Annotated in this window: 13 protein-coding genes and 2 pseudogenes; 13 read left to right on the top strand and 2 right to left on the bottom strand. The window is 55.6% G+C overall.

Annotated elements, in window-relative coordinates; genetic code table 11:
- The first annotated feature begins 52 nt into the window (after nt 1–52).
- The 4 genes from sS8_RS24200 to selB all read left to right on the top strand — a co-directional run bounded on the left by sS8_RS24200 (nt 53) and on the right by selB (nt 4,964).
- A protein-coding gene (locus sS8_RS24200) for an IS630 family transposase (RefSeq protein ID WP_119632023.1) occupies nt 53–1,167 on the top strand; the annotation gives its coding sequence in 2 pieces (ribosomal slippage) (nt 53–467 and nt 467–1,167; 1,116 coding nt in all).
- Nucleotides 1,168–1,347: 180 nt separating this feature from the next.
- Nucleotides 1,348–1,572 carry a hypothetical protein gene (locus sS8_RS24195; protein ID WP_119632022.1) on the top strand — a complete coding sequence of 75 codons (225 nt, stop codon included), beginning with the start codon at nt 1,348–1,350 and terminating at the stop codon, nt 1,570–1,572.
- Nucleotides 1,573–1,582: 10 nt separating this feature from the next.
- Nucleotides 1,583–3,058: an L-seryl-tRNA(Sec) selenium transferase gene (gene selA, locus sS8_RS24190; RefSeq protein ID WP_232020420.1), complete on the top strand. Its 1,476-nt coding sequence runs from the start codon at nt 1,583–1,585 to the stop codon at nt 3,056–3,058.
- 1 nt (nt 3,059) lies between these two features.
- Nucleotides 3,060–4,964, top strand: a complete 1,905-nt coding sequence (gene selB, locus sS8_RS24185) for a selenocysteine-specific translation elongation factor (protein WP_119632021.1) — start codon at nt 3,060–3,062, stop codon at nt 4,962–4,964.
- A 752-nt stretch (nt 4,965–5,716) separates the two neighbouring features.
- Here the strand turns inward: selB and sS8_RS24180 are convergent.
- The gene (locus sS8_RS24180; RefSeq protein WP_119632020.1) at nt 5,717–5,902 is read right to left on the bottom strand and encodes a hypothetical protein; all 186 of its coding nucleotides are present in this window, start codon (nt 5,900–5,902) and stop codon (nt 5,717–5,719) included.
- Nucleotides 5,903–6,194: 292 nt separating this feature from the next.
- Between sS8_RS24180 and sS8_RS24175 the strand changes: the two genes are divergently transcribed.
- From sS8_RS24175 to sS8_RS27825, 9 genes and pseudogenes are all read left to right on the top strand, one after another.
- Nucleotides 6,195–6,884: a hypothetical protein gene (locus sS8_RS24175; protein WP_119632019.1), complete on the top strand. Its 690-nt coding sequence runs from the start codon at nt 6,195–6,197 to the stop codon at nt 6,882–6,884.
- 233 nt (nt 6,885–7,117) lie between these two features.
- Nucleotides 7,118–7,909 (top strand): annotated as a pseudogene (locus sS8_RS24170) (IS1595 family transposase); the annotation flags it as partial.
- A gap of 69 nt (nt 7,910–7,978) precedes the next feature.
- Nucleotides 7,979–8,709, top strand: a protein-coding gene (locus tag sS8_RS24165) for an IS1 family transposase (protein ID WP_119632018.1) whose coding sequence is annotated in 2 segments (ribosomal slippage) — nt 7,979–8,243 and nt 8,243–8,709 — 732 coding nt in all. Because the reading frame shifts where the segments join, the coding sequence is not laid out codon by codon here.
- Between the two features lie 10 nt (nt 8,710–8,719).
- Nucleotides 8,720–8,887, top strand: a pseudogene (locus sS8_RS24160) (IS1595 family transposase); the annotation flags it as partial.
- A gap of 44 nt (nt 8,888–8,931) precedes the next feature.
- Entirely contained in the window at nt 8,932–9,756 is an 825-nt protein-coding gene (locus sS8_RS24155; protein ID WP_119632017.1) for a hypothetical protein, read from the top strand.
- Nucleotides 9,757–9,800: 44 nt separating this feature from the next.
- A complete protein-coding gene (locus sS8_RS24150) occupies nt 9,801–10,331 on the top strand; it encodes a helix-turn-helix domain-containing protein (protein WP_119628393.1) in 531 nt (176 codons plus the stop codon).
- Nucleotides 10,222–10,728: a transposase family protein gene (locus tag sS8_RS24145; protein ID WP_119632016.1), complete on the top strand. Its 507-nt coding sequence runs from the start codon at nt 10,222–10,224 to the stop codon at nt 10,726–10,728. The genes sS8_RS24150 and sS8_RS24145 overlap by 110 nt, the downstream gene beginning before the upstream one ends.
- 114 nt (nt 10,729–10,842) lie before the next feature.
- Nucleotides 10,843–11,130: a hypothetical protein gene (locus tag sS8_RS27830; protein WP_145986668.1), complete on the top strand. Its 288-nt coding sequence runs from the start codon at nt 10,843–10,845 to the stop codon at nt 11,128–11,130.
- A 1-nt stretch (nt 11,131) separates the two neighbouring features.
- The gene (locus sS8_RS27825; RefSeq protein WP_145986667.1) at nt 11,132–11,362 is read left to right on the top strand and encodes a hypothetical protein; all 231 of its coding nucleotides are present in this window, start codon (nt 11,132–11,134) and stop codon (nt 11,360–11,362) included.
- Here the strand turns inward: sS8_RS27825 and sS8_RS24140 are convergent.
- Nucleotides 11,359–12,447, bottom strand: coding sequence for an IS5 family transposase (locus tag sS8_RS24140; RefSeq protein ID WP_119632015.1), 1,089 nt, complete (start codon nt 12,445–12,447; stop codon nt 11,359–11,361). The two genes, sS8_RS27825 and sS8_RS24140, sit on opposite strands and share 4 nt — an antisense overlap.
- Nucleotides 12,448–12,499 lie beyond the last annotated feature (52 nt).

The following is a 12,499-nucleotide window of genomic DNA, read 5'->3' as shown; positions in this document are numbered from 1 at the left end:
TTCTTAGTGCGATCCGAGTCTGATCCTTTCATTCCTGTGAAGGAGATCAGCGATGCCCCAAAAAATCTATCTGGTCAGGCTCAGTGACGCCGAACATGAGCACTTGGAACAGTTACTGCGCGGAGGCACGACGGCGACGCGTCAACTGACCCGCGCGCGGATTTTACTCAAAGCCGCCGAGGGCTGGCCCGACGAGCGGATCGCCGAAACGCTGACGGTTGGGCGGGCGACGGTCGAACGCACGCGCCGACGCTTTGTCGAGTGCGGACTTGAGGCGCTCCGGGAATGTCCGCGCCCGGGTCAAAGGCCCAAGCTGGATGAGAAAGCCCAAGCCCGGTTGATCGCAGAAGCGTGCAGCGCGGCGCCGGAAGGGCGTCAACACTGGATGCTGCAACTCTTGGCCGACCGGGTTGTTGCCCTCGGATTGGCCGAGTCCTATTCCTATGAGTCGGTCCGTCGGCTGCTGAAAAAAACGAACTCAAGCCGTGGTTGAAACGGCAGTGGTGTATCCCGGAGGTCAGCGCCGAGTATGTCGCTTCGATGGAGGATGTCCTGGACCTTTACGCCGAACCCTATGATCCCAAGCGGCCCAAGGTCAACTTCGATGAAACGAACAAACAACTCATCCAGGAGACGCGTCGGCCCTGGCCGGCTGAGCCGGGGCAGCCTGAACGTTATGACTATGAGTATGAACGCCGGCGTACCCGCAATCTGTTCCTCTTTCTCGAACCGCAGACCGGCTGGCGCCATCTGGAGGTCACCCACCAGCGGACGATGCTGGAGTTTGCGCAACAGATGAGATGGCTGGTGGAGGAGCGTTATCCGGAGGCCGAGAAGATCCGCGTGGTCCTGGACAATCTCAATACACACAAGCCGGCCTCGCTTTATGACGCTGTTCCCCCAGCCGAGGCGCGGCGGATTCTGACCAAGCTGGAGTTTCATTACACGCCCAAACATGGGAGTTGGCTCAATATGGCCGAAATCGAGTTGAGCGTATTGCAGCGGCAATGCCTGGATCGGCGCATTCCGGACGAGGACATGCTCAAGCGCGAAATCGCCGCCTGGGAAGCGGATCGGAACGCCACGCAAGCCACCATCGACTGGCGCTTCTCCGTGACCGATGCCCGTGAAAAACTCAAGCGGCTTTATCCATCTCATTCATCGTGATGAACTACTAGAGCATTTTCATACCTACTGTACGGGCACTGCCGAGTAGGTCGGGAACCCCTTCCCGACGGTGCAGTTGGGCCAACGGGTTCGTCGGCAAAGGATTGCCGACCTACGACCACGCACCCGGTAGGTCGGGAATCCCTTCCAATCGCAAACGGTCATCCGGGGAGCGCCCGAATGACCCTTCCAATCGCAAACGGCGTCTTCGGGAAGGGCGTGGCCGGCGCTCCCGGCCAGGCCGTTTGCGATTGGAGCGGCGAAGCCGCCCTTCCCGACGCCACGCCCCGGCCGCGCATCTCCGTCGGCAAGGGCTTGCCGACCTACGAATGCTTGAATCAATTCGCTCGAACCGAAGGCGCCAACGACTTCCGCCAAGCCTGTTTCGCCGTACGAGCGAGATGAAAACGCTCCAATGCCCGCTCCCACGACCCGCTTCAATCTCGATACAATTCCCGGCGCTCTACTCGATAGCCCCCGAAAGAACGCCATGCCTCATCCCGATAATCCATACGCCCACCTACCTTCCGTGGACAGCCTGCTGGCACATCCCGATATCGCCGGCTTGAAGGAGCGCTACGGGCACACCGCCGTGGTTGCCGCCGTGCGGGCCGAACTGGCGGAGCGGCGCGAGGCGCTGAAAGCGCATCCCGATTCGGTGCCGGACACTGCGCGGCTGGCGGCCGATTGTCGGAAACGCCTGGAAGCCGATTTCGCGCCGTCGTTGCGCCCTGTGTTCAATCTCACCGGCACGGTGCTGCACACCAACCTGGGGCGGGCGCTGCTGGCGGAATCGGCGGTCGAAGCCGTGCTGGCGGTGCTGGCCCGGCCCAGCAATCTGGAATACGACCTCGCCGGCGCCCGCCGGGGCGACCGCGACGACCATATCGACGGCCTGATTCGTGAACTGACCGGGGCCGAGGCCGCGACCGTGGTCAACAACAACGCGGCGGCGGTCTTTCTTCTGCTGAACACCTTAGGCGTGCGCAAAGAAGTGATCGTCTCCCGCGGCGAACTGATCGAGATCGGCGGCGCCTTCCGCATTCCCGACATCATGTCGCGGGCCGGCGCGAAACTGCGCGAAGTGGGCACCACCAATCGCACTCACCTGAAGGACTACGCCGAAGCCTTGAGCCCGCGCACGACCCTGATCATGAAGGTGCATCGTAGCAATTACGCCATCGAGGGCTTCACCGCCACGGTACCGGAAGAACAGTTGGCGGAACTCGCCCACGAAAAAAGCCTGCCCTTCGTCGAAGACCTGGGCAGCGGTACCCTGATCGACCTCAGCGCCCACGGCTTGCCCAAAGAGCCGACCCCGCAGCAAGCCCTGGCAAAAGGCACCGATCTGGTGTCCTTCAGCGGCGATAAACTGCTGGGAGGACCGCAAGCCGGGATACTGGTCGGCCGCAAGGACCTGATCGGCAAGATCAAGCGCAATCCGCTTAAACGCGCCCTGCGGGTGGACAAGATGACCCTCGCCGCGCTGGAAGCCACGCTCAGACTTTACCGGAGCCCGGAACTGTTGAGCCGGCAATTGCCGACCCTGCGCCTGCTGACGCGGACGGAGGAAGAGATACGGACGCTGGCGCAACGTATCCTGCCGAAAGTGCGGACCGCCCTGAATGCCCATGCAGAGGTTTCCATCGAACCCTGCCGCAGCCAGATCGGCAGCGGTTCCCTGCCCGTGGACCGCCTGCCCAGCGCCTGCCTCGTTCTCAAGCCGAACGGCAGGGGCGGCGGACGTGCGTTGAACCGTCTCGCCCAAGCGTTCCGCGAGCTGCCCATTCCCATTATCGGCCGGCTGGAGGACGGTGCTTTGCGCTTCGATCTTCGCTGTCTGGAGGACGAAGCGGGGTTCACTGGCCAGTTGGTCTTGCTGAAGCTTTGAAATGATCATCGGCACCGCCGGCCACATCGACCACGGTAAAACCGCCCTGGTCAAGGCGCTCACCGGGGTGGACGCCGACCGCCTCGCGGAGGAGAAGGCGCGCGGCATGACCATCGACCTGGGCTATGCCTACACGGCACTGGCGAACGGCGAAATCCTCGGCTTCGTGGATGTGCCGGGTCACGAAAAATTCGTCCACAACATGCTGGCGGGAGCGACCGGGATCGACTTCGCTTTGTTGGTCGTGGCGGCGGACGACGGTCCCATGCCGCAAACCCTGGAACATCTGCAAATCCTCGACCTGCTCGGCATCCGGAACGGCGCCGTCGCCTTGACCAAGACCGATCTCGTCGACCCGGATCGCATCGCCCAGGTCGCCGGGGAAATCCGGACCCTGCTCGGCGGCACCGGGCTCGCAGGCTGTCCCCTGTTTCCGGTCTCCACCGTCACGGGAGCCGGCGTGGCCGAATTGCGCGTCCATCTGGAGACGGCCGCCGCGAGTCTCGGTGCAAGGACCATCCGTGGCGGTTTTCGGCTCGCGGTCGACCGCTGTTTCACCGTGGCCGGCGCGGGCACGGTGGTCACCGGCACGGTCTTCTCCGGCCGGGTCGCTATGGGCGATAGGCTGCTACTTTCGCCCTCGGGCCGGCCGATCCGGGTGCGCGGCATCCATGCCCAGAACCGCGCGGCCGAGGCGGGCCGGGCCGGACAGCGCTGCGCGCTCAATCTGGCCGATGTGGAAAAACGCGAGGTGCAGCGGGGCGATTGGGTGCTGGCGCCGGAACTCCATCTGCCGACGCCCCGCCTCGACGTACGGCTCGCGCTGCTGGCCAGCGAAACCAGGCCGTTGAAGCATTGGACGCCCGTGCATGTCCATCTCGGCGCGTTCCACGCCACCGCACGGGTCGCCTTGTTGCAGGACGCGCCTCTGGAGCCGGGCGGCAGCGCTCTCGCCCAATTGGTTCTGGACAAGCCCACTTGCGCCGTCAACGGCGACCGCTGCATCCTCCGCGACGCTTCCGCGCGGCGCACGCTCGCCGGCGGACGGGTTCTGGATGCCCGACCGCCCACGCGCGGCCGACGCACCGTGCAGCGCCTGGAAATCTTGTCGGCCTGGGAACGAACCGAATCGGAAGCGATGTTGCGGACGATGCTCGCGGTTTCGCCCAACGGGGTGGACCTGCAGGGATTCGCCGCCAACGCCAACCTGACATCGGGCGAACTAGACGATCTCTGCCGAAACCTGGAACTGCGGCGTGTCGCAGGAACGAAGCCGATTGCCTTCGCACCGGAACACTGGGGCCGGCTCAAACGGGCCGTGATCGAGACGCTCGGGAAAGAGCACGAAGACGTGCCCGACTCGTTGGGCCTCAACGCCGAGCAACTACGCCTGCGGACCGCCCCGCGGCTGGAACGGACGGTTTTCGCACAGCTCTTGGCCGAGCTGCTCGAAGAAGGGCTGTGCGCGCGGGAGGGCTCCTGGTGGCATCTGCCGGGGCACGAAATCACCCTTTCCGAAAAGGACGAACAGCTATGGCGGCGGATCGCGCCCCAGCTGCTGGAACAGCCTTTCCAGCCGCCGCGGGTGCGCGATATCGCCCGCGCCGAATCCCTGGACGAAACGGCGGTGCGGAGACTTCTAATGCAGGCGGCGCGCATGGGTCGCGTCTACCGCGTCGCCCACGATCACTATTTCGACCGAACTGCCGTCGCCGCCCTGGCCGATATTGTTCGTGAGCTCGCAGGGGCGACCTCCGACGGCGCGGTAACAGCCGCCGCATTCCGCGACCGCATCGGCACCGGCCGTAAGCTCGCCATCCACATCCTGGAATACTTCGACCGCGTCGGCCTGACCCGCCGTCTTCGCGACACGCACCTGCTGCGCAACGAAGGGTTGCAATTCTGACCACTTGGCCCCGCGCCGGCACTGAGCAGCCTGTTCCTGCTTCCACCGGGAAACAAAAAGGCCGGATACCCGTTAAGGAAGCCTGATTAAGAGCTTATCCCAGTAGTCCGTTCGCCCTGAGCTTGTCGAAGGGCTTCTTGAGCCTACTGGGATAGGCTTTAGAGCATTTTTCGATTCGGTGTAAGGGATCCCGATATGTAGGTCGGCAATCCTTTGCCGACGTACCGGCTCGGCAAAGGGCTTTGTCGGCAAGGGATTGCCGACCTACAGTCTTCCTTCCCGACACGAATCCGTACACCGACATGAAAAACGCTCTAAGTCCTTCGACAGGGCCTGTCGAAGGACTTAACCAGAGCTTCCTTAAACGGCAACACCCGTCACAGCTTGTCGAAGAGGGATTTTGCCAATGTCATGTCAGTGCTAAATCCCTTATTCCCTTCGGCATTCAAGTGAACATTACGTAGGGTGGGTTAGGCGCGTACCAGAAAACGTTTTCTGGCGGTCACTGGGCTATGAACGCGCCGTAACCCACCGATTCCGCGGCTATTGAAAGCGATTTGGAATGACCCCGAACTTTCCGAAAAGAAGATCTGAAAAGCCTGTCCCCTGGGCAAAACACCATTGATCCCGGCCGAAAGTGCCGGCGCCGGGCACCCGGCGTAGGTCGGCGAACCTTTGCCGACGAAAGTGTTGGTCCGTTATACCAGACGGGAAAGGTCCCAGTTCAATCCGTTCAAGGGACTGACCACACCTCACCCACCCGGATTCAGCACATGGGTAGAAATCATGGTGGCGCTCACGTCTTTGAGTCCCGGTAAACCGATACCCCATGTCTCTCGATAGGGAAGCGAGAGCGCCGCCAAGGCTTGATTCTGCGTCGACGCCGACACATTGCCGCCGCCAGACGGATAAGAAAGCCCCACCTCGACGATGCCCATGTCGCGGGAATAGCGTTTACCGTTAAAAAGAGAATAAAGCGTCTGATCCGTTGGACAGATTGCGTTTCCTTACTAATCTTATTTGCAGCTGATGCAGACGCGCACCTGATTTAGCAGTTTTTGGCCATCTGCGGCGAGCGGTGTGTTTGCTTCGTCCATAAGCCCCATCTACATGAAGCCGGTGTATTAAATACAAATACTTAAGATAGCAAATTCCGAGTTATACACCTTATTAGCCGGTGTTATACACCTCGGGTAGGTGTCTAATACAAAGTTATGTGATGAAAGTGGTATGGATTTAGAGTCTGCATTTAAGGAATTTTTAGAGGTTGCCATGGGCGCTGTCAATCTTGATGCGCTTCCTGAATCTCATTTCCCGAAACATAAGAGCGATTATTACCTTGAAGATAGGAAATCTATCTTTGAAATAAAAACTATTTCAAGCGATCGCGCAGACGCTTTTCAGCCATGGCTTCAAAAAAGAGTGGAAAACTCTTCTGAAGTAAAAAATGGAATGCCAGTTGTTTTTGGTACAGTATCTTTCAAACGGCTATATGAAGGCCATTCAAATAAAGAGCTATTTCATAGGCAGCTCGACTCTTTGGCAGCACGAACACTTGCAGACTACGTTAGAAGTTCGAAAAAGCAGATTCATGCTACTAAAAAAGCTCTTGATTGTAAGGACGCGTATGGTTTCTTGGTGATTCTGAATGAGAAATTTCAGTTCTATGAAACATGGTTCGTATATCGGATGGTCCAGATGCATCTCAGAGAAGTAGCATCTGAAACACCACATCTTAAAATCGATGGGGTTTGGTATATTAACGAGTCGGCTAAATCAGAAAGAGGTGTTGAAGTAGTTTTCATACATGACTCAGAAGAGTTAGAAGAGTTAGAAGAGTTAGAAGACATTTCAGCAAATGAAATACTTGATCATTTGGCCCTTGAATGGGCGAAGTATCGCGAGTATATATTCACATAACAAGCGGCTACACGCAGACGCCCAAACCTACGCGGTTTTTGTGGTTTCACTGCGCTACACTTTATCACAAAAACCACTCCGGTTCGGCCGCTGGTGAGCCGAGCGTTAGCGCAATATCATCTTTTGATTGGGGCGTTAAATTTACCTGATTAGCGAGAAAGTTCAGCACAGGCTCACGTGGTGAGCGAGTATAGGCTTTAGACTATGGCCATCGATCACAAGAGAGGTGTCCCATGTCAATGAACCAAGTGCAATTTCAAAAGGGATTGTCGTTGGCCGAGTTTCTGACCCAATACGGCACCGAAGCACAGTGCGAAGCGGCCTTACAAGCTCTGCGTTGGCCGGACGGTTTCCGTTGCCCAGCCTGTGGCGAGGCACGGCATACGGTATTCAAACGAAATGAGCGAACCTACTGGCAATGCGGACACTGCCGAAAGCAAACGACGTTAACCGCCGGGACGCTCTTCGAAGCGACCAAGCTGCCGCTCACCACCTGGTTTCTGGCGATGTATCTCCTAACCCAGGCCAAGAACAATGTCTCAGCCTTGGAGTTGATGCGTCATCTCGGAGTGTGTTATCGCACCGCCTGGCTGATAAAGCACAAGTTGATCCAGGTGATGGCGGAGCGAGAGGCGGATCGGCAATTGAGCGGGCGGGTCGAGATCGATGATGCTTACCTGGGCGGTGAGCGCTCGGGGAAACGGGGACGAGGGTCGGAAAACAAAGTCGCCTTCGTGATGGCGGTGCAAACCACGGATGACGGACGTCCGTTATTTGTGCGTATCGATCCCCTGCCGTTCACCCAGCAGGCGATTGCGGAGTGGGCTCAACGCGCCTTAGCTCCGTCGACTTATGCACTCACCGATGGTTTGAGCGGGTTTCGGAGCTTGCAGCACGTCGTCGCTCGCCACGAATGCCTGATTCTGGGCTCTGGGCGGCAGTCGGCACAACATCCTGAGTTTCGTTGGGTTAACACGTTGTTGAGTAACCTGAAGACCGCGATTTCCGGTACCTATCACGCGTTGGTGGTGGGTTTAAGTAGTTTATATACTACAATGTACAATTATTTCTTAGCTTAAGCATTGACTGGACCAATGGCCTATCAAACGATTCCGTGCAAATACTGTAAAAGTTCCGATGTGGTGCGCTATGGTACACAGAGTGGTTACCCCCGCTTTCGTTGCAAGCACTGTGGGCGCACCTTCAAGACCGAATACATTTACCGGGCCTACGAGTCCGGTATCAAAGAACAGATTGTTGACATGGCGATGAATGGCAGTGGTATTCGAGATACCGCTCGTGTTCTCGGGATTGGGAAAAACACAGTCATGTCTACACTGAAAAAAAGTCCACCGAAGTGGTCACGGTGAATCCTTACATCGGCTCTCGGGAAATCGCCGTGGAAATCAGGCATCTCTTTGATTCGCCGATGGATGTTCAGGCGGACGAACAGTGGAGCTATGTGGCTCGCAAGAAGAACCAACGTTGGCTCTGGTACGCCATCGACGCCGCCACCGGATGCATTTTGTCATTTGTGTTTGGGCGGCGCAAAGAGGACGTTTGCGAACAATTGATCGCCAATCTGCGCGTTTTCAATATTCGAACCTATTACACCGATGATTGGCCAAGCTATGCGGCGTTCATTCCGGCAAACCAGCACGTCATTGGTAAGAAATATACGCAAAAGATCGAAAACAAAAACCTTTTGTTACGCACTCGCATCAAGCGCTTAACTCGCAAAACGATCTGCTTTTCAAAATCTGAGTTGCTTCACGATGGGGTGATCGGCCTCTTCATTAATCGCCACTGCTTTCAACTAAATTGACCCACCACCTCACGCGTTCAAATTCGAGAAATACGCCAAGCGGTATCTGGCCGAGTTCCAATACCGTTTCAATCGGCGTTTCGATCTCAAAACGCTGCTTCGCCGGCTAGCGCACGCTGCCGTATTCACTCCACCTCGCCCCGAGTGGCAACTTCGCTTAGCTGAAGTTCATCGCTAATCAGGTAAATTTATAATATCTGAACATTAAATAGGTAGAATCTAATGTGGATTTTTACAGAAATTGCGGATTGGTTTGAAGGGCAAAGAAAACAAACAGATGTTATTTTAGATAAGTGGGTGGAAGACTCAGAATATGAACAAGGTGTAATGATTGCGGCAGTGACAACAAAAGCCTTTACCACATTTGGTGCAGGCTTCGTCGATTTACTTAGATTGGGAGACGGCGTTAAGGAGGGTAGTCTCAAAGGCGCAGGAACAGATGCCCTGAGAGTTGTAGCAGTGCTCCCCGTTGGCAAAATCGCAAATACACTTAAATCCGTTAAAGGTGTGGCAAGGGCCAAACTAATTGTTGATACTGGTGGCCCAAATTGCTTCTGGGTGGCATCAGCAAAAGCGCTTAGCCAAATTGGCCAGAAAACGAAAGGGAAAATATATGCTAGCGTAGACGATGTTGCAAAAGCTTTGGGGATGCAGATTAACAGTCTTTGGAAAATCCCCAACTTGTTAACAGGCATGTCATATCTTCAAAAGCTCGGAGCCAAAGTAGGGCCAGTTCGACAGATTAGTACTTTAGTAGATATCAAAAAGATGTTGCCTCGTGATGGTAGCGTGGTCATGATCGCTGTGAAAATTATGTCGGGAAATATTGAAGGAGGTAGACATGCTATTTACGCATTTAGAGACACATTGGGTAGAGTGCGATTTTTTGATAGAACCGTAGGCACAAAGTTTGGAGCAAGAGGAACTCAGGGCGTATTTCACACCATGGATGATATCGCGCCCTTTTACGGAGCGACAAACATCATAGCTTATGAAGCTTCCGTTTTGAGTAATAGAGTTGTACCTGATGCCAATGCATGGTATTGATAGCCCAATTGTTTCTCAAACAAATCCGAATATAAAAACCTTCCGTGATCTACGACAAATTTAGCAAAATAACCGATGACCGCATCGTGGCATCGTTGATTGGAATGCCCAAGGCGAAGTTCACAGCCCTCGTCAAAGTATTCGAGTCGGCCGCTCTCGCCATCGATCGAGAGCGTGTCGAAAAGGGCGAAATAAAACACGTCAAACAGGGCGGCCCTAAGGGTTATCTTGATTCTTACGAGAAAAAGCTGTTTTTCGTTTTGTACTATTTGAAAACCTATCCCACTTTTGACGTTCTGGGCTTTCATTTCGGTTTTAGTGGCGGACATGCCCATGCCCACATCGACCGGTTGCTGCCGGTTTTAGTGCGAGCGTTGACAAGCCTCAACGTCATGCCGGAGCGCACGCTAACAACCCCAGAAGAATTCTCTCAACTCATTGATCAATATAAGAACATAGCGATCGATGGCGTGGAGGTCGCTTGCGTTCGACCCCAAGATGAAACTGAACAGGAAAAGCATTACAGCGGAAAAAAAAAGACATACGCTCAAATCCCTCGTAATCTCCGACTTTAATCGAAGGATATTGTTTTTGTGTTGCATTGTGGCAGGCAGCGTACATGACTACACACTCATGAAAGACGTCTTCACGCCGGATTCAGCGTGGTTCGAGAAGGTCAATTTATGGCTTGACTTAGGATTTCTGGGCGCGGACAAAGATTATCAAAGTACCCAAATATATCTACCCCACAAGAAACCTAGAAAATCCAAGAAAAACCCTAATCCGACATTGACGCCTGAGCAGAAGAAACAGAACAGAAAACAAGCCGCCACGCGGGTCATCGTTGAGCATGCCATCGGTGGCATGAAGTTCTTCCACTGCATGATGCATCGGATTAGAAATCATCTGGATCACTTCGTGGATTATTTCTTCTCACTTTCCGCCGGGCTTTGGAACTACAAAATCTGTTGATTTACAATTGTTTAGCATCTGAAACAACTCTAATGTATTTCTTAAATCACCGGCATTCGAATTACCTAGGTTGGTAATACCCGTTCTAGGCGTTATGGCGACGGAGGAACAACAATGAAACCTGCTGTATGTGGAGTCTGCGGCAAATCGGCAATCGAAAGCCACAATGGAGATTGGGTTACCTTTTCTGATTACAAACACCCTGACAATGAAGAAATCGGGCATCCTGATGGATTGGAGTGGTTTTGTGAAATGCATTTAGAAGAAGCGAAATCACTGTCGACACTAGTATCCAGAGAAGCATTAGAAGAGTTACGAAATCGACACCCTACTACCGAAAAAACTAAAACAAGAAAGGAAAATGGTGGTTGGTTACGGCGCTTATTGAATCGGAACGAGTAACATGAAAATCGAAATCGATTTTATATGCTACTCCCTTCTCGCTCCAAAAAGGGCTATTCTTAGCAGGCTGTTGAAATTCGCCGCCATGCCTTCGGCTTTACCCCTTATCGGCGGCTTAATTTTTAGTGCTGAAGGTCCTTTTAGCGCTGAAATCCCGGTTCTAGCCGGTTTTCATCCCCCCGCTTGGGGTTCTTGCCGCCTTTCGGCGAATTTTGGGCAGACGCCCGCCTAGGCCGTCGACCACCGCCAGCCGAACAGCCCACCCAACCGGGTCAGGTTGTAGGCGGCGAACGTGAACACGGTCTGGGCCGCCACCTTCTTCAAACCCCGGAACCGGGTCTGGCGTAACCCGCCCACGGTTTTCGACCACCCGAAGATTTCTTCCACCCGCTTACGCCTCTTCAGGCGGGTCCGGTAGCCGGGGTGTCGGGTGGTGCGGCCATCGATGGCGGAGCCTTTTTCCTTCCGGGCGACAGGCGGCGTGACCCGCTGCTCCCGGAGAGCTTGCACGAACTCCGGCACGTCGTAAGCCTTGTCCGCCCCGACTGTCGCGCCGGGCTTCGTGACGGTGCGACCGATCATGATCTTGGCCGCGTCCCGTTCCGCCGTGCCGGTGGCGTGAGTCACCTCGACATCCACGACCAGGCCGGTCCGGTTTTCCATCAGGGCATGGCCCATGAAGCACAGTTGGGCTTTATCCCCTTCGCTTTTCTTGTAAAGGCGAGCCTCCGGATCGGTGGTCGAGGCGTGGGTCGCATTGGCGCGCTTCTCGCCCTTGAAATCGACGGACGGATTCCGGCCGCCGGCCTCCGGCGGGGGCGAACTGCCATCCTTTTTCACAAAGCTCTTCATGGAGGCCCACGCCTGGATCAGCGTGCCGTCCACCGAGAAATGCTCGTCCGACAGAAGGTCCCGCCATTCCGCCAGCAACACGACCCGCTCGAAAAACAGCCGGGAAATCCGCTCGTTCAGTAACCGATCCCGGTTGGCGCTGAAGGTGGAGTGGTCCCAGACCTCGGCATCCAGCGTCAGCCCGACAAACCAGCGGTACAAAAGATTGAATTCGATCTGCTGGACCCACTGCCGCTCGGAGCGGACAGAGAACAAGACTTGGATGAGACTGGCGCGCAGCAGCCGCTCCGGCGGAATCGACTCCCGGCCGGTCCGGGCATGGAGGGCATCAAATTCCGAGTCCAGCGTGGTCAGCAGAATGTCGACCACGGCCCGGAGCTTGCGAAGGGGATGATCCTTGGGAATCCGGTCTTCCAAGGTTCGGTAGCTAAAGAGTTCTTCCTGGATCAGGTCGGCACCGCGCATGACAGCGTCCAACGTATCTTGAAATGATATTATTTTGCCATGACAAACAATC

The organism is Methylocaldum marinum, assembly GCF_003584645.1.
In the GTDB taxonomy this organism is placed as follows: Bacteria; Pseudomonadota; Gammaproteobacteria; order Methylococcales; family Methylococcaceae; genus Methylocaldum; species Methylocaldum marinum.
The sequence above is the reverse complement of the archived record's forward strand: the minus strand, read 5'-3'. Positions and strand labels throughout refer to the sequence as shown.

Coding starts and splice junctions, on each gene's coding strand:
- sS8_RS24195 (WP_119632022.1), top strand. CDS start 1,348: ATGACCCTTCCAATCGCAAACGGCGTCTTCGGGAAGGGCGTGGCCGGC.
- sS8_RS24175 (WP_119632019.1), top strand. CDS start 6,195: ATGGATTTAGAGTCTGCATTTAAGGAATTTTTAGAGGTTGCCATGGGC.
- sS8_RS24180 (WP_119632020.1), bottom strand. CDS start 5,902: ATGGGCATCGTCGAGGTGGGGCTTTCTTATCCGTCTGGCGGCGGCAAT.
- sS8_RS24145 (WP_119632016.1), top strand. CDS start 10,222: ATGGCGTGGAGGTCGCTTGCGTTCGACCCCAAGATGAAACTGAACAGG.
- sS8_RS24140 (WP_119632015.1), bottom strand. CDS start 12,447: ATGCGCGGTGCCGACCTGATCCAGGAAGAACTCTTTAGCTACCGAACC.
- sS8_RS27830 (WP_145986668.1), top strand. CDS start 10,843: ATGAAACCTGCTGTATGTGGAGTCTGCGGCAAATCGGCAATCGAAAGC.
- selA (WP_232020420.1), top strand. CDS start 1,583: ATGCCCGCTCCCACGACCCGCTTCAATCTCGATACAATTCCCGGCGCT.
- sS8_RS27825 (WP_145986667.1), top strand. CDS start 11,132: ATGAAAATCGAAATCGATTTTATATGCTACTCCCTTCTCGCTCCAAAA.
- selB (WP_119632021.1), top strand. CDS start 3,060: ATGATCATCGGCACCGCCGGCCACATCGACCACGGTAAAACCGCCCTG.
- sS8_RS24155 (WP_119632017.1), top strand. CDS start 8,932: ATGTGGATTTTTACAGAAATTGCGGATTGGTTTGAAGGGCAAAGAAAA.